We start from the raw sequence: 22,789 nt of genomic DNA on the forward strand, positions 1-22,789 counted from the left end.
ATGGCGCGTTTAGGGGAATTACTTTTAATAACAGAATGTTATGGCGTGAAGGGAATTTACATGTGAAAAAGGCCACATAGCGTGGCCTTCTGGGCAAAGTGAGTTTTAAATGGCGAAATTACTGACCGCCAGCACCCTGTAGAGATCGTTCACTGGATTCCACCAGAATGAGAGCGGCTGTTTCTTTTATAGCTTGCCAATCAGATTCATCGACATACATACCGTTTTTCCACGAAGAAGCCATACGGGTTGCCAGGACGTCTCCGCTGATTTTCTCTGAAATATCCCCTGAATAATTGGTAAATGGGGTTGTTTGTATGACTATCGTTAGCGTGTGGGGATCATCCTGTAATTGTGAAAAAAGATAGATATCCGGAAGGACTATACCGGCGTTGAGGATGTATTCCACATGGTAGGGAGAATGCCCATTGCTCCAACTTGCTTTGACACACAACCCTTTACCCGACAGCTTTATCAGCTCGCCATATGCCAGCCAGCGGTTATGGCAGTTTTTCATCTTCAGCGTAACACTCGGCGCTCCCGACAGTTTCTCAACAGCGTAATCAAGCAGGGCAGGAAGATGGCAAATGATGCTGCCGCCATTTAAATCAGCGGAGACCTGTTTTTGGCCATCGCTGTCATGTTCTGTCACGGTGACCGGTATATCCGGCTCGTGCTTCAGGAAAGAGAGTGCACTGACAAAATGGGAAATACCACCCAGCCCCACCATTTCCAAATCTGCCGTCATATTGGCAATGGCATCTGATTCGCCGCAGTGGCGTTTGAGACCTTCGTAAGCCTTGGTACAGACCGTAACGATTTCATTGTGAGAAACGTGAATCATTGCGCAGCCTCCCTGGTGTTCTTCTCACATCCATCCTGAGGTAAAAGGGGGAATAACCACTCGCCTTCATGCAATTCGTTGGTCAGTGGTGCGCCCTGGAACAAGGTAACGCGAACCCAACGGTCGGACCGGGGGTCAAATTTGGTTGCCCCGAACATTGCCAGTTTGCAGCGCAACAAATCCATCGGCCGGGAATTTTCGGCAAGCACGTTCATCTGAATTTCGCCCATCGGCCGCTTGGAGAGCGTCCAGCAACGGCGGGCAATGGCCCGGTATTGAGGCTGGGCCAGTAAAAATGCAGCAAGTGAACCGTTACCGTCTTGTTGGGTTATGGCGTGGTAGAAGGTGTTAACCTGCCGGCCGATATCAAGAGGCAGTTCCCGCTCTTCCCCTTGCTCTACGCCTCGTACCCCAAGCCTGGGTTCCTCTTTGTCCTGGGACCGGTACCAGAACCAGTACCTATTCTCCTGTTTGGAAAAATCCGTATCTATTGCCCACCGGTAATGGGTTTCAAGGGCCAGGCACATTTGCTGGAGAGTAATGCCAGGATCAAGAGAGAGTTCTTCTGAGGTGTTCATCTCTTTTTCAACGGAATCAACCCGATCCGGGTAAAGCTCAAGTATGCAAGAAAGCACGATTTCCTGTGTTTCAAGGCCATACTTGCGGCTGTCGATAATGATGTCCCCCCAAAGCGCTCCGGTTTCGTGGTATGCGGGGATGTTATTGAGCAATGTTTGCAATTCACCTGAGGCAGCAATATTCAAGCTGTGCTGCTCCTCATCTATGGTGACGACCTCAGAAAGATGCCTTTGTGCCCGCCTTGCCAGGTTGCTGAACAGAAGTGCTTTGGTGGCATCAACGGGTTGGGAAGCCACTGATGTGACAGCTGCTTCCCTTTGTGAGAGCCATTGGTCCACGACACAGGGATGCTTAATGAGGTAAGGGGCCATCCCCAGACCGGTTGCATTGCCTACGCCCAGGTATCTTTGCAACGGCTCGCTCATTGTAGTGGCGCTGTCGCCACCCTGATGGCGGGCAAGGGCGTGAACCCAGTCCAGGCTGAACTGGCGCAGAATATAAACAGCACACATTTGTGCGCTGAAAGAGAGATTGAAATCCGGGTTGTCATCCAGCGTTTCAAAATCGGCAATACCAAACTTACCGTTACCATAAACTGCGGTGGTACGGAGGATATAGCCTACATTGGCTAACTGATTTGGGTCGGGCTGATGTCCCTGAGCCAGGGATGTCACGACATGTTCAAATACCCGTACACTCTTGTTTGCCCGTGCCAAAACCAAAACACGGCTGGAGTTCCTGCCCGCTTCCTGTAGTGGGACGTTGTCACGCAACTGCGTTAGATCTGACTCGCTAATCTCCCCCTTTACGAGGGCAAAGGTCACATCCCATTTTTCTGCAATAACCCTGTCGTTACGTTCCTCGTCCTTGATGGCATCAGAAAATACCACCAGATGATAAACATTGTCGGGTGTTTGCAGCCGGTAGATGGCCGTGCCAAACCCCTGGGGTGATATGTCCCAAAGGTTCTGGGTTACCTGCCAGTTTTCCTTCGCCATTCGTCGGATCAGGGTTCTGACAAAGCTGATGCGGGTCTGGTGCATGGCACCCAACCGGTCAGGTGCCATCACTTCTTCCGGCGAACGAAAAAGAGCCGGGCTTTGCATAAGGGTATTGACGTTCATGTTGCTCACCTTCCTGGTGCCATCGGGTTTACCGGGCAACACGTTGAATTATCGGGGACCGGATTTGACCGTGCTGTCTTGTTTCCGGCCCATAGTTAAGAACTACCGCAGATTACAGGCCTTGCTCGCGTGCCATCTTCATAGCGATTTGCGGGCCATTCCATAGGGAAGGCAGCAATATGAGCGACACAGGTACTGCGGTAATCACGATAAAGGACTGCAAGGCTGAAATTCCGCCGGAGCCGAGGGAGATAAGGATAAGTGCTGTCACACCCATCATGATGCCCCAGAAGCTTCGGATAAGCGCGTTAGGTTCCGTTTCACCACTTATTACGACACTGATGGTGTAGGTCATGGAGTCACCGGTAGTGACAATAAATATGGTGGTAAGAATCAGGAAGAGTACGGATACCACCATTGGCATAGGCAGTTGTTGGGTGATAGCCAGTAACGATGCCGGCAGGTTGAATCCTTCAAATGCTTTGCTGACTGAACCCGGGTCAGCAATTTCAAATGCCAGGCCGGAGCCACCAACGATGGTGAACCAGAAGCATGTGATAAGAGGTGCCGCAATGCTGACTGCCACGACCAGCTGGCGAATGGTGCGTCCGCGGGAAATACGGGAGATAAATATTGCCATCATTGGGCCATAGCCAAGGAACCAGCCCCAGAAAAATACTGTCCACCAGCTCAGCCAGCCTTCATCGCCGCGGTAGGTTGCCATTGGGATGAAATTGTCAATCATGGTACCGACACCCTGAAGGTAGCCGTTGACAATAAAACCTGTTGGGCCGACCAGAAGAATGTAGATCATCAGGCCGACGGCGAGAATGATATTGTAGCGGCTGAGGATCTGGATTCCCCGGTTGAGGCCACTTAAGGCAGAGATGGTGTACATGGCAATGGCAAAAAGAATGACGGTAAATTGGGTTGTAAAGCCATTGGGGATATCAAAAAGCGCATTGAGGGCGTAGCTGACCTGCAAGCCGAGAAATCCAATTGGACCAATGGTGCCAGCCGCTACGGCGACGATGCAGCACGCGTCGATAAGTGCGCCGGTTGTTCCCTTCAGGGCTCGCTCACCCAAAACCGGGTACAGCAAGGTGCGGGGCTTGAGTGGTAAACCTTTGTCATAGTGGAGATACATCAGCACAATGGAAGTCAATGTGCCCAGAATGGCCCAAGCCAGAAAACCCCAGTGCATGAAAGACTGTGACAGTGCATTGATTGCACCTTGCTGTTCAATTTCCTGTGCTCCGTAAAGGGGAGGTGGTGAAACGTAGTGTGCGATCGGTTCTGCCGCAGCCCAGAACACGCCGCCCCCGGCGAGCAGGGTGCAAAGGATAATGGCCAGCCAGCGGAAGCTGTCCATCTCTGGTGTTTTCAGCCCGCCAAGTTTCACCTGGCCGGTTTTACCGACAGCCAGCCCAAGCCCAATCAGAAATGTCAGCAGCAAGAGCAACTGCCAGTAGGGGCCAAATACGGCCACGGACCAGCCAAAACCGGCATTAACCAGGCTTGAAAGCAACTCGTGATCAAGCAGGGCGGTGGTAACAAACAATGCTATGAAGCCGCCGCTGAACCACAGTGCTGGGTTATCCAGCCCGATTTTCTCTACCGCACTTTGCGGTGCTTTTGGGGCTGCATTTCCCATCTTTCTCGCTTTCTCAGTGTTCAGGATATCAGACATAACCTGTCTCCAAACGTTTTCGGGCGGGCTTTCTTGGATACCCGGCCAGGATTTGGTCCGGTAGCCTTATTGGTTTTTTATACGGCTACCGGAATTGATGGTTAAGCCGGTTCCAGCCCGGCTTTCAGAAATTCAAACCAGTTCCCTCCCAGTACCTGAGCGGTTTCTGATTCGGTGAACCCTTGTTTTAGGAGCCCGTTGTAGATATTGACCATGCCTCGGCTGTCCTCGAACCATGGCAGGGCATCCGGCCAACCCGCGTTGTTGGATGAGCCTTCGCCATAATCCATGGCTTTGGACCAGCGGCCATTGCGCATCCACTCCAGAACGCTTTGTGGCTGGTTTAGGCAGAGGTCACTGCCAATACCAAGATGTTCCACACCGACGAGTTCAGCAGTATCAGCAACCATCTGGCAAAACGCTTCCAGAGTGCAGCCGCTTCCTCCCGGCAGGTGGAACGGGTAGAGGCTGAATCCAATCAGGCCACCCCGGGCGGTCAGGGATTTGATCACTTCTTCCGATTTATTTCTCAACGCCCCGTGTGCAGCCGCAGGGTTGGCGTGGCTGATACAAATAGGGCGGGAGGAGAGGTCGATTGCTTCAAGGGTGGATCGTTCTGCACTGTGGGACATATCGACGATCATTCCAACCCGGTTCATTTCTTCGATAGCCTGTTTGCCAAACCGGGTGACACCGCTGTCTTCACGCTCATAACACCCCGTGGCGAGCAGACTCTGGTTGTTATAGGTCAGCTGCATGATTAAAAGACCTTGCTTTCGCATCACTTCAATCAGGCCAATTTCGTCATCTATCGGGGAGCAATTTTGTGCACCAAAGAATATGCCGACCTTTCCTTCAGTTTTGGCCCTGGCAACGTCATCCATATCCATGATTGGCATGATGAGGTCGCTGTTCTGTTCGAAAAGGAGATTCCATTCAGCAAAACGGGTAAGGGTTTCACGCGCAGTTTCATGGTAGACAAGCGTCGCGTGTACTGCAGTAATACCACTGGCTTTCAGTGTCTCGAAGTAACTGCGATCCCAGCGACAGTATTGCAGTCCGTCAATGATGATGTGGTCCTTGTACATGGCTGTGCTCTCCCCGTAATGACGAAGTCGAAGGCTTTATAGGGTTCAGTAAGGACGCTGGTATGCTGTCTTCACTACGGTGTAGAAATCCTTTGCGTACTGGCCCTGTTCCCTGGGACCAAAGCTGGACTCTTTCCGTCCGCCAAACGGGACGTGGTAATCGGTACCCGCTGTAGGGAGGTTAACCATGACGCATCCGGTCTGGGCCTGTTGCTTAAACAGGGCGCTGGTACGGAGGCTCTGGGTGACTATGCCTGCCGTCAGGCCAAACCGGGTATCGTTTACGGTTGCAATGGCCTCTTCCAGGCTGTTGACTTTGATCACACAGGCCATAGGTGCAAACAGTTCTTCCTGGTTTACATCCCAGCTGTTGTCAGTGCCAGTGAACAGGGTAGGAGACATGTAATAGCCGTCATGCTGAAGGGACAGGCGCTCTCCGCCAAATGCCAGTTCACCGCCGAGTGACCGTGCCTGTTCAACCCACTTCAGGTTTGATGACAGTTGTTTCTCATCAACTACTGGCCCCATGAAAATGCCCTCTTCCAGAGCATGACCCACCTTCAGGGTGGCAAGGCGTTCGGTGAGTGCTTCAACATAGGCATCGTGGATGCTGTCCAGAACAACAAGCCGGGATGAGGCAGTGCACTTTTGACCGGTACCGGAGAAAGAACCGGCAACAGTGGCGTCTACAGCTGTCTGGATATCTGCGTCATCAGCAATAACCAGCGCATTTTTACTGCCCATTTCGAGTTGGCAGCGAACAAAATTGGGTGCGGTTGCAGCAGCGACTTTTCGGCCGACATCCACTGAACCGGTAAAGCTGACGGCATCAATCTCTTTGGAATGAATTAATGTATCGCCAACATCAGAGCCGGAGCCCAGTACCAGGTTAAAGGTACCGGCAGGGAGACCAGCCCGGTGGATAATGTCGGTGAGCGCAACAGCACTGGCTGGAGTGAGGTTAGCCGGCTTCCAGATAACCGCATTACCAAATGCCAGTGCCGGGGCTATTTTCCAGGACGCTGTTGCGGTAGGGAAATTCCATGGGGAAATGATGGCCACGACACCGAGAGCCTCGCGGGTGACTTCGACAGAAACGCCGGGGCGCACTGAATCCGCAATATCACCCATCTGACGCAACACTTCAGCCGCGTAATACTGGAAAAACTGTCCGGCGCGATAGACTTCTCCCCGGCCTTCCGCAAAAGGTTTTCCTTCCTCGCTGGAAAGCAGTTTGCCAAGCTCATCGCAACGGGCGATCAATTCATCACCAATAGCCTGGAGTACTCTTTGCTTTTGCTCCAGCGGTGTTTTCGCCCAAACCAGCTGAGCTGCCCGAGCCGCATCAATGGCTTGTTGAACCTGAGCCTGAGATGCCTGTGCAAAATCCCCAAGGCTCAGGGAAGTATCGGAAGGGTTGATGTTTGGGATGGTGTTGATACCGCCTTGCCATTCACCACCGATGTAGAGGGCGTTTTCAGTGTTGAGTTTCATGGTGATTCCTTTTCTTTAATCTGCTCTTAATGGTTTAAATCAGACGGCAGCGTATACCACTAGCTCTACCAGCATTTCTTCCCGGGCAAGCCCCGCAACCACCACTGCTGCACGGTTGGGGTAGGGGGCTGTAAAGTACTCGGCATACACCTTGTTGACGGTGGCGAGATAACTTCGATCGGTGACATAAATCAGCACCTGCAGTACTGACCCGGTTGATACACCGGCGCACTCCAGTGTGTGAACCAGGTTATCCAGTGTCTTGCGGGTTTGAGCCTCAATGCCGCCTTCTACAACCTGTCCGCTTTCATCAATGGGAATCTGTGCGGTGTAAAGCGTCCCGTTATGGGTAACCGCCCACTCCAAGGGGGAAGGGGAATCATAAAGCGCAGTTTTTACCGGTGAAGGCGTTGCAGACATTCTTGGCTCCCAATTAACTGTTTGTGTCATGAATGTTTCGGAATGGTTAAATATTGCTGTGAGTTTCCCGATAAATCTAATGGTTAATTTTTGACAAATGATAAAAAATACTTATCAATAAATGATGGATCAGGAGATAAAGGGCTGGGAGGCTGGCGATATGGATATCAAACTTCAGCAAATGCGTCATTTTGTGATGGTGGCAACAGAAGGTGGCTTTAGGGCTGCTTCCTCTAAGGCCAACCGCTCCCAGGCGGCACTTTCTACATCTGTGAAGGAATTGGAGCGCATTCTGGGCCAGGCGTTATTTGAATCGGGGCACAAAGCCAAGCTGACCCCTTTTGGGGAGATTTGCCTGCCTAAAATGATGCAATTCCTGAAACTTTACGAAGATCTCGACAGTGATTTGCGCGCGGCAGCTGCGGGCCAGTTGGGGCAGTTGAGAATTGCCAGTGTACCTTCTGTGGCCGCAAAGCTAATCCCTGCGATACTCGCTGAGTTCACCAGCTCGCATCCGGAAGTGGAGGTATCACTGATAGATGATAACGCGGCCGGTGTAGAGACGAGATTACTTGCCGGGGAAGTGGATTTGGCACTGGGGAATCGCGTCCATGTTAATGATGACCGGCTGGATTTTACCCTGTTGATGTCAGACCCCGTCGGTGTAGTGTGCAAATTGGACAATCCTCTGGCGCTTAGTCCAGATGGCGTTCACTGGGAGCAACTCATAGAGCACCCCTTTATAAAAAATGGGACCTGTTCGTTGCTGGCAGAAACACCGGCAAGGCAACTCAGTGACAACGCCCTTTATTCCGTGGAAAACATCACGTCTCTTTATTCAGTGCTGGAGTTGGGAATTGGCATAACCACCCTGCCAAGACTTGCATTTCCTGAGTCTTCAGAGTCGCTGGTATGGCTTCCGTTGAAATCCCCTTTGTTGGAGCGGGATATTGGCATTTTCAAACTCTCCAACAGGTATGTGTCCCCTCAGGCTTATGATTTTTACAGCTTGTGTATCCGGTCTTTGGCGGTAATGGATACAAATAGAAACACATAACGGCGTAGCACGGAGTTATTGCGTGATACAGTTCACATTCCAAATCAGGAAATTCTCATAATCTTTATTCTGTTCCAAAAATAATACAAATAAAGATCAGGAAATCACCGAATGGCTAAAAAAGCACAACACGCGCCGTTTGAATTTGGGGAATTGACCGTTCAACCTGGGCAACGCGCTAATTGCGAACTGGAAATTGCGCGACTGTACACGCATTCACCACTTTCAGTTTCTGTTGAAATTCTCCATGGGAAAAAGCCGGGGCCGGTATTGCTGGTAAATGCCGCAATTCATGGTGACGAGCTAAACGGGGTGGAGATTACCCGCCAGGTTATCGACAAAATCGATCTGAATAAGCTACATGGAACGGTCGTCGCCGTTCCGGTTGTCAACGTTTTTGGCTTTATACATAAATCCCGCTACCTGCCGGACAGGCGGGATCTTAACCGGTGCTTCCCCGGTTCAGAGCGGGGCTCTATTGCAGGCCGTATGGCCTACCACTATTTCAATCAGGTAGTCCGACGTTGCACACATGTCGTTGACCTGCACACGGCAGCCATTCACCGTACCAACCTGCCGCAAATCCGGGCCAATCTTGCCAATGCAGCCGCGAAAGAAATGGCGATTGCCTTTGGATCACCCGTAGTGGTAGATGCCACACTTCGTGACGGTTCGCTGCGCGCAGCGGCAGAAGAATTTGATGTTCCGGTCATCACTATGGAAGCCGGCGAGGCTCTCCGTCTGGACCCGCATGCCATAGGAGCGGGTGTTATTGGGGTGATGCGGGTAATGCGCCACCTTAAGATGATTCGTACCGGTCACAGCAAAAAACTGCCGGATCCGGTAGTCCCCAAAGCGACCAGATGGGTGCGCGCGGATTCAGACGGTATGCTTCGCTCCAGGGTCGCGTTAGGGCAGAAAGTAAGCAAAGGGGAAGTTATCGCCAGTATCAGCGACCCTGTTGGCAGCTCAGACCACCAGGTTACCGCGCCTCAAGGTGGTATTGTTATCGGTCAGCAGACGCTTCCGCTTGTTAACGAAGGGGATGCGATTTTCCATATTGCTTTCTTTGAAGAACCTGACAGCCTGGTAGAAGAGTACGTTGAATCTTTCCTGGATGATGCCGTAGAAACACTGGATGATGAACTCAAGTGGGGCTTAACAACTGTCTGAGTGGTGATGAGTGGCTTTGGAAATGGCGGCTGTTTAGCCGCCATTTCTTTATACTGTGAAAGGGTGAACTGACTATTACATTGATAGCTTGGTTGGTCTCTGATCCTGAGTTATTTTCGTGGTCACGTTTTAGGAGAACTACCGATGAAAAAAGTCACTTTATTTGCTTTTAACCGCTGCCCTCATTGTGATGCCGCAAAACAGTATTTTGAGAGCAAGAATATTCCGTTCAGGTTGGTGAATGTCTCAACGCCACGGGGTCAGAAAGAATTGGCTTCGCTGGGCGCAAGGTCTGTACCGGTAATTCGAATAGGCGATGAAATTGTGAGGGGGTTTTCAGTCAAACAGATAGAAAAAGTTCTCAAAGCCAGCTAGTGCAGTGTCTGTTTTTTTTACATGAATGTTCGTTTAGGTTTTGTGTTTCAATCTAACTATTTATTATTTAAAGATATTTTATACTGGCAAACCGTTTGCTTACTCCGTGTGGCTGTAAACCTTACCCAAAAGTATTTGCGAAACCTAACGGAGTCAAAACGATATGGTACGTCTAATTTGCCTTGTATTTTCACTGCTTGCAGCAATCAGTTTTTCTTCTCATGCAGCAATTATTACCTCAGACAGTGAAGACGTAATAAAGTCCGGCAATCCTCATGCATTTTTGTATAACCCAACTGGAACTTCACAGGCACACGATGCAAACAGCAATGGTCAATTCCGGTACGACACAGAGGCTGGAACCGCATCTTACAGTGCGACGTTTTATAACCCAAATGACGCAACCTCTGGTTTCAGTTTGGACTTAAACCTGAAAGAAATACCATTCAGTTCCCTTGGGCTTAGCGACCCTCGTTGTGAAGCTAACGACTGTGGCGGAAGTTATTACACGTCTAATGGAATTTCGCCAAAAGATGACTGGAGTTTTTTCAAAGTGGATACCTCTCTGACCAATGTTGTTCAGGGCTTTGGTAGTTACGCCAGTCTTTCACCGGTAATTTCCGGGGAAAAATGGTTCCAGTTTGGTGATGGAGCAGGTGGAACACGCGTAGTGGCAACCGGGTATGCACTGGCGGGCTGGTTTAAGTTTGACAGTGGTAACGGTGACTTGAACGTTAATCTGACCAACCTGTCTGTCGTGAGCCCTGATACATCCATTCCAGAGCCGGCAACACTTGCTTTGTTTGGTACCGCCCTACTGCTGTTTGGCCGGAGAACACTCTGCAAAAAATCATAGTGAAAAGCCGTTTTTTCGAATATGGCACTGTCAGGTTTTGCCGGGCAGTGCCGTTTTCTTATCAAAAAACGACATGCGTTGATCTGTCAAACCTTTGATCTCAAAAATAGTGTTACCTCCCCACAGCAATGTGGACTATTTTGTTAGTTCCCAAACTAACGTAAGTCCGAACAATGACAACAACACATCAGGACAAGCTCCAGGTAGGATGGCGCGAGTGGGTTTCGTTGCCGGAGCTGGGTATCGAGCGTATCAAGGTAAAGGTTGATACAGGCGCTCGTACTTCATGCCTGCACACTTTTGGAATTGAGGAGTTTAAGAAAGACGGAAACCTTTGGGTTCGTTTTCAGCTTCACCCCATTCAGGATGACAATGACACCATCAGTGTCTGCGAAGCCGCGGTCTTGGATATTCGCTCTGTGCGAGATTCCGGCGGCCACGAAACCCGGCGCTATGTTATCCGAACGCTGCTTTGTCTTGGTGATCTCCAATACCCTATCGAAATGACCCTGACCGGACGAGACAACATGAAGTTTCGGATGCTTTTGGGCCGTACCGCTATGAATGGCCGCCTTACCGTTGATCCCGAGTTGTCTTTCCTGACCCGGTTAGGGGGAGGTGAAGAATGAAAATAGGAATTCTTTCAAGGAACAGAAACCTCTACTCTACCCGCCGCTTAATCGAGGCTTGTGAACAGCGTGGACACGAGTATCGCATTATTGATGTGCTGCACAGCTACATGAATATCAATTCAACCCAGCCATCGATTCACCTTAAAGGTGAAGACCTTGTCAATTTTGATGCGATCATTCCGCGTATTGGTGCCTCTGTAACTTTCTATGGCTGTGCGGTTTTACGACAGTTTGAAATGATGGGTGTTTACCCTCTGAATGAATCGGTGGCAATAAGCCGTTCTCGCGACAAACTGCGCTCGCTTCAACTGCTGTCCCGTAAGGGAATAGGTATGCCGGTAACCGGATTTGCCAGCAAACCGGATGATATTAAAGACCTTTTGGATATGGTTGGCGGCACACCGGTTGTGATCAAGCTGCTTCAAGGTACTCAGGGGATAGGTGTTGTCCTTGCTGAGACCAAAAAAGCAGCTGAAAGCGTTATTGAAGCCTTTATGGGCCTGAAAGCAGACATAATGATTCAGGAGTACATCAAGGAAGCCGGTGGTGCGGACATCCGTTGTTTTGTGATCGGCGATAAGGTCATTGCGGCTATGAAACGCCAAGCCCAGCCGGGTGAGTTTCGTTCCAACCTTCACAGGGGCGGTACGGCTTCTTTAATCCGGCTGACCCCTACAGAAAGAAAAACGGCTGTTGCGGCAGCAAAGATTATGGGGTTGCGTGTAGCTGGTGTTGACCTGCTCCGTTCAGAGCGGGGCCCGCTGGTGATGGAGGTAAACTCTTCTCCTGGCCTTGAAGGTATTGAAACGGCAACAGGAAAAGATGTCGCTGGCATGATCATCGAATACATTGAAAAAAATGCCAACCCACAAGGAACGCGAACCCGTGGTAAGGGCTAAGCCAAATACGCCTTTTGAGATTGGTGATTTGGAAATTATGCCGGGTAACCATGCCAGCTTGGAGCTGGAGGTTGCCCGCCTTTATACCCAGTCGCCTCTTTCCGTTACGGCTGAAATTTTCCATGGCAAACAGGCTGGGCCGGTACTGCTGGTCAATGCAGCTATTCATGGTGATGAGCTGAATGGCGTAGAGGTCGTGCGCCAGATCATCGGTCGAATTCGGCTTTCCCAGCTTAGGGGGACGTTGATAGCTATCCCTGTGGTCAACGTCTTTGGTTTTATCCATAAGTCGCGTTACCTACCGGACCGGCGAGACCTAAACCGGTCTTTCCCCGGATCAGAAAGAGGCTCTATTGCCGGGCGTATGGCCTTCCGCTATTTCAAAGATGTTGTCGAACGCTGTACCCACGTCGTCGATCTCCATACCGGGGCTATCAACCGTACCAATTTGCCGCAAATTCGGGCCAACCTCAGCAACCCTGATGCCGCAGGGATGGCCGAGGCTTTCGGGGCCCCGGTATTAATAGATGCCGCGCTGCGGGATGGCTCACTGCGTTCAGAAGCTGAGAAAGCCGGTATTCCTGTGATCACCTACGAAGCCGGTGAGGCTCTGCGTCTGGAACAGTTTGCCGTGGCCGCGGGGGTAAAGGGGGTTAAACGTGTAATGCGGCATTTGGGCATGTTACGTTCATCACGTATCAAACCAGCGGCTGGGTGTGTTTTAGCAAGGGCAACCCGGTGGGTTAGGGCTGACTCTGATGGGTTATTGCGATCTCATGTCTCTCTGGGGCAAAGGGTAAGCCGGGGTCAGGTTCTTGCTAATATCAGCGATCCAAGCGGCCGCGCGGAGATTCAGGTGATCGCGCCACAGGGCGGTATTGTGATTGGCCAACAGACGTTGCCTTTGGTTAATGAAGGCGATGCCATCTTCCATATAGCGTTCTTTGAGGAACCGGACCGCCTGGTTGCACAGCAGGTTGAAAGCTATCTTGATGATGTGATGGATGATCCTGCGAATGAACTAAAATGGGGAATAGGCAAAGCCTGAACTGACGTCCCAATACAGTGAGGAAACCATATGGCCATGACCAAAGAAGTAAAGGACGCCATGAGTGCCAGTGTTCTGTGTTGGCTAGCCACAGCCAACAGTAAAGGCGACCCCAATGTATCTCCCAAGGAGATGTTTTTGCCGGGGGAGGGCAATATTTTCCTGATCGCCAATATTGCCTCCCCGCAAAGTGTGCAGAACATTCGAGAAAATGCAGCAGTATGTATCTGCTTCATCGATATTTTCAGGCAGAAGGGTTACCAACTCAAAGGGATTGCCCGGGTTGTTGAAAGGAATGATGAAGCGTTTGAAGACCACTTTGAGCGCTTTCAGCCACTGGTAACAGACCGGTACCCGGTGCTCAGTATCATCGAAATTGAGGTTACTTCGGCCAAACCGGTGATTGCCCCTTCTTATACCCTCTTTCCCGATACTACTGAAGATGATCAAATTGACCAGGCGCTGGTCTCCTACGGACTGAAATAGTATTTTCCGCCCGGCGTTGAAACCAAAGGACTCTATACAATGACACCAGAGCAAAGGATAGCGGCTCTAGGGATAGTTATTCCTGAACTTGTCAGCCCGGTTGGGCAATATATTCATGGGAAACGTCTCGGCAACCTGCTTTATCTTTCCGGCAAAGGAACAGTAAGCCTAATTGGGAAGGTAGGGCGTGATCTGACAACCTCACAGGCAAAGCAGGCTTCCCGAGAGATTGGGCTATATCTTTTGGCTGCGATAATTCATGAAGCAGGTTCGTTAGGCTGCGTGCGCCAGATAGTGAAAATCAACGGATATATCAACGCAACACCTGACTTCACTGAACATCCGGCAGTGATAGATGGTTGTTCCCAATTATTTATTGATGTATTTGGTGATGATGGAAAGCATGTCCGTACATCGGTGGGCGTGAGCTCCCTGCCTGGTAACATGCCGGTTGAAATAGAAGCCGTGGTTGAAATGAAATTGCCATAGACAGTATTGCGAAACGAAACTCCGTCACTTGATTGGGGAAATGTCCAGGTTGTACTGGTGAGGGGCTTGAGCCAGTTCTCCCGCGTAACCGGTATCAGTTAACCACTTTCGGGCTTTCTCCGGTGCAACGAGCATGGGCATGCGGTGGTGGTAACGGGAGTACTGCTCATCTGGCGGTGTTGTAAGGGTTACGAGCTTGCAGTCCGGCAACATAAGGCCAGCCATAAAAATGGGCTCACCGTTGCTGCCGGTAAACAGGTACTTCAGTTTTTTTCTTTGTGGCTCTGATGGGTCTTCGGGTGTCCATTCATACCACCCTGAGCAAGGTACCAGGCACCTGAATTGATGAAAGCTTTGCCGGAAGGTGGGTTTGACGGCGGCGGTTTCTGCCTGTGCATTGATAATAGGGCGTTTTGCCCAGTCAGGTTTTATGCCCCAGTGAAGAGTGAGTTGACGTGGGTTTTCCTTGCCAACAATTACGTCAATGGGATCGGTTGGGCGGAGGTCTGGGTTCGTACGGGTATGGAATGGCATCCCAAGCGTGTCCGTGATGAACTTAGCAAGTGGGTCATCCGATACATTTATCCTGCCGCACATAGTCTTTCCTCCGGCCTACCAGCAAATATCAGTCCAAGTCCGCATTAAAGATAGTACGGAATTTCCACTCCCCTGAAATGTGTTGCCAGGTTTCTCCCGGTTTACGGCTGAAAAATATTGGTTTGGCGAAGTGCATGCTGCGCTCTGCTAACTCCCGTATTGTTAACATTCCAAGGTGGAATGCTGCATGTCTGAACGCTGCACCATGACCAACAAAAATATGTAATCGGTTTGCGCTGTCGTGTTGGTTGAATGTGTCTGAAATATAGTCGGCGACCCGCTGTCCTGCCTGCATAAGTGATTCTGCTCCGGGGTAAGGGAGACAATAACGGTTATCCGAATCCCAATTAGGCGGGGGAGGCGAAAAGCGTGGGTCTGCAGCAATTATCCGTTCAATCTCTGCTACGGATAAGTTTGCAAGCGCCCCTACCGACCTTTCTGTCAGGGAGTTAGTTTCAACAATACTCAGCGGGTAGCCGAGCTGACGGCAAACTATGTCGGCAGTTTGCCATGCCCGTAGTGACGAAGAGGTATGGATAGGGAAGACAGGATCTATCATTTTGTCCTGGCAAAAAGTCTTAATATAACTGGCACAAATTTCTGCCTGCTTTTCACCTTCCGGCGTCAGGGGATAAGGTTGGTTGGCACTGGGTGTATCGGGGAGTTGGTAATATTCACCGTGCCTGACGATGGCAAAATATTGGGTCAAACTCATTAACGCTCCTGTTGTGCTTTGCCGGACCTATCCTTTTACAGTCCGCTTTCAATAAGCTTCAAATGGCATATGGTTTAAACAATTAAACCATATGTTTGCCTTTGCTATCACAGGGTTGGTGATATTTTGCGTACTGAGTCTTCAACCTTAAGATGTTGTGGTAGTTGCGGTGTTAATAGAGTCAGCCTGAAAAGTCCGGATGTTGAACCAGCTCCAGCAGGTTGGATACGGTGAGAGTTGGCTGGATTCCCCAAGGATCAAAGAGAGCATTTTTACTACGTTTTACCCAGGCTGCGCGCATGCCCGCTGACAGGGCACCGATAACATCAAAGGGGTTGGATGACACCAGCCAGGTTTGATCTGTGGTAGAACCTGCAGAACGTAAGAAATAGGCATAACATGCAGGATTCGGTTTAAAGGTTTTCAGGTCGTCAACGCTGACCACTTCTTCAAAATAATTAATTAATCCGCAGTTGCTCAGAACCGTCGTGACCGCCTTGTGGGTTCCGTTTGAGAAAGCAAGGCGACGGTGACCGCTGTGCCCAAGTACTTCAAGTGCCTGACGGACATCCTGGAATGCAGGGAGGCTGCTGTAACTGTCCATCAACAGCTGTTTCTGGCTTTCTGACAATGAGACATTGTGATGCATACACGTATATTCAAGGGATTGCCGGGTGCAGGTGGCAAAATCTTCATAATTTTGCATCAACCCACGCCGGAAAGAGTATTCAAGTTGTTTTTCACGCCATAATGTTGCAAATGGCTCGGCTTTGTCGCCCACCATGGATTTCAGTAACACAGTGACCCCCTGTGTATCAATAAGGGTGCCGTAGACATCAAATGCAAGGGTAATCGCCATTCCTTTGGTCCTTTCTTGCTCTGCGGGTATTGTTGATAGTAGACGAAAAAGAACCCGAGCTGGTTTGGGTATAATATTGATATGTGATTTAAAACGGGCAGGATATGGAACTCTGGCAATACTTTGGCATTGATTGGGCGGCAATGGTGTTAACCTTTCTTGCCATCTGGCAAATTGGAAACAAAAACCGGGTTGGATTTGTTCTGATGATGGTTGGGAATGGCTGTTGGGTATCGCTCGGTGTGATGACGGGCAGTCTTGCTATGGTGGTAGCAAACGTACTCTTCCTGCTAATGAATGTCCGGGCTTTATTGAAATGGAGCCGGGAAGCATAAGGGATTGAAAATTCCTACAGGGTTCACATTTTTTACAGCGTCCAGGCACAAAATGGCGTATCATGCGCGCCGATTCAACGCAAAAAGAGAGTATCGGTCAGATGATTAGAGCAGGTCAGTTCAATACGCTGAAAGTCCTGGAAGTTGTAGAGTATGGCGTATACCTCGACGGTGGTGAAGATGAAGGTAAAATCCTTCTTCCACGTAATGAGGTTCCGGCCGATACCCAAGTCGGGGATAAATTGGATGTGTTCATCCTATTTGACGCCCACGATGACATGATTGCGACAACCAAGAAACCTGCTGGTGTTGTCGGCGAATTTGTCAATCTGAAAGTGGTAAGCGTTAACTCGGTGGGTGCGTTTGCAGATTGGGGCCTCAATAAAGACATCCTTATTCCATTCAGCGAGCAACGCCGCCGTCTGGAAGAAGGTGATACCGTTCTGGTTCGCATCTATATCGATCGTGCGAGTGGCCGTATCGTCGCATCAACAAAATTCAACCGTTTCCTTGATAAGACACCTGCACGTTACAAAAAGGGCGAGCAGGTCAATATGATGGTAGGGGAGCGGTCGGACCTGGGTTTCAAGGTTATTATTGAAAATGCGCACTGGGGAATGCTGTTCAGCAGCGATGTCTTCGGAAAGCTGTTTATTGGTAAACGCCTGAAAGGTTACGTCAAGAGCATTCGAAGTGACGGTAAAATCGATATTTCACTGCAGGCACCAGGCCGGGCGAAAGTAGATAATCTGGCAGATAAGGTTATGACACTGCTGGAAAAGAAAGGTGGCTATCTACCGCTGTCAGACAAGTCTTCTCCAGAAGCGATTTTTGATGTTTTCCGCACCAGCAAGGCGACATACAAGCAAACCATTGGTGCGTTATACAAGCAGGGAAGAATTGTTATCGATAAAGACGGTATCCGTCTTCGCAAAGATTAATTGAAGCTAGCTGCTTGATTTTAGACCGCTGTATATTTCACGAATGCCTGGTATAAAATATCAGGCATTTTTTTGTGTTTTTTAATGCTCTCATGAGGAAACCAATTTAACATCATGGTTTAATGAAATTTCCCCTCTTTTTGTTGACTGATATTTTAGTCATCTCTGCGTGTCATTATTAAATGCCTGCCAGTTATAAAGCACATGGAATTCTTTGTTTTTCATGGCGGTATATTTTTCGGTACAAGCAAAACAACCCGGTTCTTATTTTATAGAACTATACTCAACGATGAGACATGTTAAGCATGTTGATGATTATGCATCCCTTATTGATATGTGGGATGTATAACCCCTAAAGAAAAATAATGCATGGCAGGGTGCCGGGATGGGTGCACAACCACAAAGCAATTCCATACATACGTTTCAGTCCCGCACGGGTGCAAGACGCTATCCTCGGATTGAATTTCCGGCGTCTATTAATATCGCAGGAAAAAGGTACCCTACGAAGGAATGGAGTATTGGCGGCTTTTCGCTTAATGAGGGAGATTTCCCCGGGCAAAAGGGAGAAAAGCTGGATGGGGATCTCTGCTTTGAATTACCCATAGGCACCTTTTCCACTCCGGTTCATTTTGAAGTAATGCGAGCCAGTGACAATGGCTACATCATCGGTTGCCAATTCTTCTCGATTGATTCAAACCACCAGAAAACGCTGCAAACCATAGTGGATACTTACCTTTCTGGTGAGACGCTTTCCCTCGACTCAATTACTACGTTTGGAGTGAAAGCACAGCTGCACGAAGAAGAATCGGCAAGGATGAAACAAAACTGGTGGCGTTTTACCTTCGTTGCCCTCGGGGCCGCCTTTCTCATTGCTTTTGGTGCCATGATGGTTCAATCCAGGGTACTGACGATAAAGTCTTTTCATGCAGCCGTCACCCAGCCGGTACTTATTTTCCGGAGCCACAGTACAGGTATTATTACGTTCAACCAGCTGGAATTGGGTAAGAAAGTCTCAAAAGGTGAGCCTGTGTTTCAGGTGGAAACGGAAGAGTCAGCAGACTTGCTGGCCGAGTATAAAGAACAGTTAGCATCAACGCGGGCAGATATTGCATTTTACGATACGATGTTGAAACAAATATCTGCGGCCCTTGGAAATTATAAAAACCGTTTAAACAGCGAACTTGGATTAATTGACGATCGGTTGTCTTTGATACTAAATGAAGAACGAAGCCGCGTTGATATATTCGAACGGTTTGAGCAAGGGAAAAATGCGGGCTCAGTTGATCATGTGACCCATGAGTACCAATGGCTGGATGTATTAGAGGTAAGAAAAGAAAAACTGGAGCTGATTTCCCGAAAACAGAATATAGAAAACCAATTGGAGCTCGCGAATTTCGAGCTCCTGACCGAAAATGGTTTTACCACGATGGCATCGCCGTTTGAACTCAGTGCCCAACGTGATGCGCGAATTAAAAAAGCTGTGGCACTGGAGCTGGAAATTGAAAGAATTAAAAACAGGGGGATTGCGTACTCACCATGCGATTGTTACGTAATCGCTGCGAATGCAACTGAAGGGGAAGTTGTTGAAACAGGTAACAGCGTTTTAGAACTTTCTCCGGTAAACCCGGCAAATAATTCACAACGGATGTTGGTTGCCTTAATGCCTGTTGAAAAAGCGTCTTTGTTGAAAGTAGGGATGGAGGTTGATTACAGGCTGACCAGCAATGATGAGCCTATGAAAGGCACAATTTTGGAAACTCGCTTTTACAGTGCTGCCAACCCGTTACTGTTTAATGACGAAGGTAAACTACTGGGAGGGTTGCCCCAAACGTTACCCCGGCTAAAACAGTACACGTTACTGCTTATATCTCCTTCTGAGCAAGACACCGAATCTGTGATTCATGAGCCGGCGACGGTATTGGCTCATGTTAAATGGCAAGATTTCCTCACTGACTGGCTACGCTTATGAAGCCCGAAAAACTGGCGATTAAAGGCTTTTCCCGAGAAGACCCAAGCCACATTACTGCGTTTTGGTGGATGGGGCTGGTATTACTTCTGGTCATTTTGCTTGTTGCTTTCTCGATATCCGGTGTCAGCGACGTAGAAAAAGAAATCGTATTGGTGATTGGCCTAATCGGGGCTTGGCGATATGGGTGGAAACTGATCCACTTGGTGCGTGGGGTGTTTTATCAATATATTCGTTATCCCATTCTAAAAGTGATGGCTGAATCTTCAAAAAAGCCGACGGAAGTCCTAATCGTCATTCCCTGTTACCGAACCTGCCCCGAAATAAGCGCCCCGGTGTTTAAAGCCCTGATAGATGACATTGAACGATTTGGTGTTGCATGCCGGGTGGTTGCCTGTGTGACAGACGTTGCCGATATTGCGGTGATTGAAAGGCAATTTGAGCAAGTCGCGAGTTCAACCCCTCTGAATTTGCACGTTATCTGGCAGGACGGCTCTGGCAAGCGTGGAACCATGGCGGACGCACTGACGTTGTTGGCGGAGGAAAAGGAAGTATCAAAAGACAGTATTTTGATTTTAATGGATGGCGATACGGTAATCCCGGAAGGCACCCTGGAGAAAGTGTCTGGTTTCCTGATGCGTTTTCATGATCTCGGTGCCGTAACCACCCACAATCAGGCAACGGTGAAAGGATCTTCTATTACCCGTCAATGGTACCGGCAACGGATGTCACTCCGGCATTTCTACATGTGCTCCCTCAGCCTCAGCTACCGTGTTCTGGTGTTAACGGGGCGGTTTTCAGCGTTTCGTGCATCACTGGCCCTGTCTTCTGATTTCATCGAAAATCTCAGGTATGACTACATTAAACACTGGCGTTACGGGCAGATAAGGTTGTTGACCGGAGACGACAAAAGTACCTGGTTCTATGTATTAAAAAACCAATGGAAGATGTTATACCTCCCGGATTGGAAAGTGACTTGCATGGAGGAAGAACCGACCCATAACTTCTTTACCACCAGCGTTCAACTGATGACCCGGTGGTATGGGAATATGTTAAGAAGTAACCTCCGGGCGCTTTCCCTCTCCCCGCAGCGTTTGGGTTGGTTCCTATGGCTTTGCCTCTGGGACCAAAGAATCAGTATGTGGACGACGTTAATTGGCCCCACGCTGGCATTGGTTGCCTCTTTGTACCTCGGGCCCTCGATGTTTGTTGCCTACCTGATTTGGGTCATTGTGTCCCGCGGGCTGAATGTCCTGCTTATATCCATACAATCAGGCGTATTTCACCCCATTTTTGTTGTGTTGCTGTGGTACGAGCAAGTGTTTGGATCTCTTATAAAGATTTACCTTTTTTTCCATCCAAACCTTCAGAATTGGACCCGGCAGAATATCAGCAGCAACTATGTAGACCACAGTTTCACTGGGGAAGTGAAACGGTGGCTCCCACATGTAGAAACCACCGCGGCGCTGTTGACGTTGTTTGTGGCCGTGATGGCTCTGTATTTCTGAGTCTCTCCATCACCTTCGAACAAAGAGCAGGTATACAGCCGGGCGGTTAGTTCAGGTTGCGTGTTGACAGCCCCGAGGTTATCGCAAACTTAATCAGGTCAGCCAGCGAGCAGGCATTCAGCTTGTGCTTAATGGAGACGACATAATTGGATACGGACTTTTTAGACAGAGAGAGGTCATCCGCGATCTGGGATGTGCTCTTTCCGTCTGCCAACCTTTGAAATATGTCAAATTCACGGTTTGTAAGGCTCTCGAGAGGGTCCGAGTTGGCTGTCAGGTGATGGTTAAATGCGAGCGTTTTTGCCACGTCCGTGCTGAGGTAACTGCCTCCATCCATTACCGTTTCAATGGCTTCGATCAAGACATCCGGCGGGCTGCTTTTTGTGACGTATCCCCGGGCACCATTTTTGATTGCCCGCATGGTGATGTTTGGGTCATCATGCATGGTGAATACGACGATTCTTGTTTGCGGGGAGCGGCTGAGTATGCGGGAGATGGCCTCCAGTCCGCCCATGTTTTCCATGCTGAGATCCACCACCGCCACATCCGGCTCGGAATTTGACAGGCTCTTCAGCGCAGATTCGCCACTGTCTGCCTCCGCACATATTTCCATATGCTGACTTTCCAGGAGTATCCGGCAACCCTGCCGAACCATCGGGTGGTCATCAACAATCATGACCTTGCAACCGTGTTCCATCGTCTTCTCCTTAAACGCCCCGAAAATTTACCATAGCCTATTTTTTAACGTGTTACGTGTACAAGGTTAAGAACACGCCCTAGTCCTTGTTTTCATGAAGTGACAATATCCAGGTAATGATTTTCCATAACCTGTCTGACGATTCGATGATCACGATGTCTCCTGATGCCTGGGGAGGCATCGGAGCCCGCACATTTTCACGCGCCTTGCGGCTGTATCCCTGTTCCATCAGTTTTTCGCTGCCCAGTGTGACCAGCCGGAACAGTGTGTCTGGGTCTTTACCGTAAACCCAGCGTTGGTTTGACAGCGGAGGACCCATGCCGCCACCTCCGGTTCCACCATGGCAACCATTACAGCCGGTTTCCATAAAGATTTGATGACCCTCTTTGGCGATTTCCGGGTCCTTAGGGTCATAAGGGTTGATGAGGGTTCCTGGCTGAAAGTTGCTCACAAGTTCAGCGGGGGGCATGGTGGTTATATCAAATGAATTTGATGCAGCTGTTACCTGCCCTGAAAAGAGTGCAGCCCCAAAAAGGGGAAGGACAAACAGTATTCCCCTCAGCATCGTTTTATTGTTTCCTTTCATTGCTTCCTCCTGGATTGCTTTCATCTTGTATAAACTGTTTAGCCCGCCGTATATAGCCGGCCGGGTTATCAAGGAAAAACGCTTTTGATGTCAGGCTGTTGAAGCAGTAAAGCCTGCCGTCCCGGTGCCAGATATAACGGATAGAACAGTCAGTTTTTATTTTTGCGCCCACTGCCAGTGCGTAAGGGTCATGTTTGTCAAATGCCGCTGCCGGGTTTTCCGGCAACGGGGGTGATTTCCAAATGGGCTGAGCCCATGGGTTGTTTCCCGCCAGGCCTATGGACGGCTGGCCACTTATCGCCAATATCATGAACGCAATGGAATATTTCAT

Annotated in this window: 25 protein-coding genes; 13 read left to right on the forward strand and 12 right to left on the reverse strand. The window is 49.5% G+C overall.

Annotation, left to right across the window (positions count from 1 at the left end; genetic code table 11):
* Positions 1 to 118 precede the first annotated feature (118 nt).
* The 6 genes from NF212_RS22455 to NF212_RS22480 form a co-directional block, all read right to left on the reverse strand.
* Complete coding sequence (locus NF212_RS22455) at positions 119 to 844, reverse strand: DUF3726 domain-containing protein (RefSeq protein ID WP_434361155.1); 726 nt, start codon at positions 842 to 844, stop codon at positions 119 to 121.
* Positions 841 to 2,547, reverse strand: coding sequence for a hypothetical protein (locus NF212_RS22460; RefSeq protein WP_434361156.1), 1,707 nt, complete (start codon positions 2,545 to 2,547; stop codon positions 841 to 843). The genes NF212_RS22455 and NF212_RS22460 overlap by 4 nt, the downstream gene beginning before the upstream one ends.
* 112 nt (positions 2,548 to 2,659) lie before the next feature.
* Positions 2,660 to 4,201, reverse strand: a complete 1,542-nt coding sequence (locus NF212_RS22465; RefSeq protein WP_434362965.1) for a BCCT family transporter — start codon at positions 4,199 to 4,201, stop codon at positions 2,660 to 2,662.
* Between the two features lie 137 nt (positions 4,202 to 4,338).
* Entirely contained in the window at positions 4,339 to 5,325 is a 987-nt protein-coding gene (locus tag NF212_RS22470) for a membrane dipeptidase (protein WP_434361157.1), read from the reverse strand.
* 45 nt (positions 5,326 to 5,370) lie between these two features.
* Positions 5,371 to 6,819: an aldehyde dehydrogenase family protein gene (locus NF212_RS22475; protein WP_434361158.1), complete on the reverse strand. Its 1,449-nt coding sequence runs from the start codon at positions 6,817 to 6,819 to the stop codon at positions 5,371 to 5,373.
* Positions 6,820 to 6,858: 39 nt separating this feature from the next.
* A complete protein-coding gene (locus NF212_RS22480; RefSeq protein WP_434361159.1) occupies positions 6,859 to 7,239 on the reverse strand; it encodes a RidA family protein in 381 nt (126 codons plus the stop codon).
* A 160-nt stretch (positions 7,240 to 7,399) separates the two neighbouring features.
* On the opposite strand from NF212_RS22480, the gene NF212_RS22485 reads away from it, so the two are divergent.
* The 9 genes from NF212_RS22485 (at position 7,400) to NF212_RS22525 (ending at position 14,254) form a co-directional block, all read left to right on the forward strand.
* Positions 7,400 to 8,296, forward strand: a complete 897-nt coding sequence (locus NF212_RS22485) for a LysR substrate-binding domain-containing protein (protein ID WP_434361160.1) — start codon at positions 7,400 to 7,402, stop codon at positions 8,294 to 8,296.
* A 111-nt stretch (positions 8,297 to 8,407) separates the two neighbouring features.
* Positions 8,408 to 9,469 (forward strand): succinylglutamate desuccinylase/aspartoacylase family protein, encoded by a 1,062-nt coding sequence (locus tag NF212_RS22490; RefSeq protein ID WP_434361161.1) that lies wholly within the window; start codon positions 8,408 to 8,410, stop codon positions 9,467 to 9,469.
* A gap of 144 nt (positions 9,470 to 9,613) precedes the next feature.
* Positions 9,614 to 9,844, forward strand: a complete 231-nt coding sequence (locus NF212_RS22495; protein ID WP_434361162.1) for a glutaredoxin family protein — start codon at positions 9,614 to 9,616, stop codon at positions 9,842 to 9,844.
* A gap of 163 nt (positions 9,845 to 10,007) precedes the next feature.
* Positions 10,008 to 10,700, forward strand: a complete 693-nt coding sequence (locus NF212_RS22500; protein ID WP_434361163.1) for a PEP-CTERM sorting domain-containing protein — start codon at positions 10,008 to 10,010, stop codon at positions 10,698 to 10,700.
* Between the two features lie 173 nt (positions 10,701 to 10,873).
* The gene (locus NF212_RS22505) at positions 10,874 to 11,329 is read left to right on the forward strand and encodes an ATP-dependent zinc protease family protein (RefSeq protein ID WP_434361164.1); all 456 of its coding nucleotides are present in this window, start codon (positions 10,874 to 10,876) and stop codon (positions 11,327 to 11,329) included.
* Positions 11,326 to 12,231, forward strand: a complete 906-nt coding sequence (gene rimK, locus NF212_RS22510) for a 30S ribosomal protein S6--L-glutamate ligase (protein ID WP_434361165.1) — start codon at positions 11,326 to 11,328, stop codon at positions 12,229 to 12,231. Before NF212_RS22505 ends, rimK begins: the two co-directional genes overlap by 4 nt.
* Positions 12,191 to 13,279, forward strand: coding sequence for a succinylglutamate desuccinylase/aspartoacylase family protein (locus NF212_RS22515; protein ID WP_434361166.1), 1,089 nt, complete (start codon positions 12,191 to 12,193; stop codon positions 13,277 to 13,279). Before rimK ends, NF212_RS22515 begins: the two co-directional genes overlap by 41 nt.
* A 30-nt stretch (positions 13,280 to 13,309) precedes the next feature.
* A complete protein-coding gene (locus NF212_RS22520; protein ID WP_434361167.1) occupies positions 13,310 to 13,765 on the forward strand; it encodes a pyridoxamine 5'-phosphate oxidase family protein in 456 nt (151 codons plus the stop codon).
* Positions 13,766 to 13,804: 39 nt separating this feature from the next.
* On the forward strand, positions 13,805 to 14,254 hold the full coding sequence (locus NF212_RS22525; protein ID WP_434361168.1) for a RidA family protein: 450 nt from the start codon (positions 13,805 to 13,807) through the stop codon (positions 14,252 to 14,254).
* Between the two features lie 24 nt (positions 14,255 to 14,278).
* Here NF212_RS22525 and NF212_RS22530 read toward each other — a convergent pair whose 3' ends face one another.
* The 3 genes from NF212_RS22530 to NF212_RS22540 form a co-directional block, all read right to left on the reverse strand.
* Complete coding sequence (locus NF212_RS22530) at positions 14,279 to 14,851, reverse strand: SOS response-associated peptidase (protein ID WP_434361169.1); 573 nt, start codon at positions 14,849 to 14,851, stop codon at positions 14,279 to 14,281.
* Positions 14,852 to 14,879: 28 nt separating this feature from the next.
* Positions 14,880 to 15,566, reverse strand: a complete 687-nt coding sequence (locus NF212_RS22535) for a histidine phosphatase family protein (RefSeq protein ID WP_434361170.1) — start codon at positions 15,564 to 15,566, stop codon at positions 14,880 to 14,882.
* A 181-nt stretch (positions 15,567 to 15,747) separates the two neighbouring features.
* Positions 15,748 to 16,425 carry a haloacid dehalogenase type II gene (locus tag NF212_RS22540; protein ID WP_434361171.1) on the reverse strand — a complete coding sequence of 226 codons (678 nt, stop codon included), beginning with the start codon at positions 16,423 to 16,425 and terminating at the stop codon, positions 15,748 to 15,750.
* Positions 16,426 to 16,529: 104 nt separating this feature from the next.
* Here NF212_RS22540 and NF212_RS22545 point away from each other — a divergent pair, with 104 nt between their 5' ends.
* From NF212_RS22545 to NF212_RS22560, 4 genes are all read left to right on the forward strand, one after another.
* On the forward strand, positions 16,530 to 16,760 hold the full coding sequence (locus NF212_RS22545) for a PnuC protein (protein WP_434361172.1): 231 nt from the start codon (positions 16,530 to 16,532) through the stop codon (positions 16,758 to 16,760).
* Between the two features lie 101 nt (positions 16,761 to 16,861).
* On the forward strand, positions 16,862 to 17,701 hold the full coding sequence (locus NF212_RS22550) for a CvfB family protein (protein ID WP_434362966.1): 840 nt from the start codon (positions 16,862 to 16,864) through the stop codon (positions 17,699 to 17,701).
* Between the two features lie 385 nt (positions 17,702 to 18,086).
* Positions 18,087 to 19,670, forward strand: coding sequence for an HlyD family efflux transporter periplasmic adaptor subunit (locus NF212_RS22555; RefSeq protein ID WP_434361173.1), 1,584 nt, complete (start codon positions 18,087 to 18,089; stop codon positions 19,668 to 19,670).
* A complete protein-coding gene (locus tag NF212_RS22560) occupies positions 19,667 to 21,175 on the forward strand; it encodes a glycosyltransferase (RefSeq protein ID WP_434361174.1) in 1,509 nt (502 codons plus the stop codon). Before NF212_RS22555 ends, NF212_RS22560 begins: the two co-directional genes overlap by 4 nt.
* A 46-nt stretch (positions 21,176 to 21,221) precedes the next feature.
* Here the strand turns inward: NF212_RS22560 and NF212_RS22565 are convergent, their stop codons facing one another.
* The 3 genes from NF212_RS22565 to NF212_RS22575 form a co-directional block, all read right to left on the reverse strand.
* Entirely contained in the window at positions 21,222 to 21,872 is a 651-nt protein-coding gene (locus tag NF212_RS22565) for a response regulator (RefSeq protein WP_434361175.1), read from the reverse strand.
* A gap of 79 nt (positions 21,873 to 21,951) precedes the next feature.
* Positions 21,952 to 22,458, reverse strand: a complete 507-nt coding sequence (locus NF212_RS22570) for a c-type cytochrome (protein WP_434361176.1) — start codon at positions 22,456 to 22,458, stop codon at positions 21,952 to 21,954.
* The gene (locus NF212_RS22575; RefSeq protein WP_434361177.1) at positions 22,442 to 22,789 is read right to left on the reverse strand and encodes a hypothetical protein; all 348 of its coding nucleotides are present in this window, start codon (positions 22,787 to 22,789) and stop codon (positions 22,442 to 22,444) included. Before NF212_RS22575 ends, NF212_RS22570 begins: the two co-directional genes overlap by 17 nt.

The sequence above is a fragment of the Parasalinivibrio latis genome, assembly GCF_036825535.1.
GTDB classification, from domain to species: Bacteria; Pseudomonadota; Gammaproteobacteria; order Enterobacterales; family Vibrionaceae; genus Parasalinivibrio; species Parasalinivibrio latis.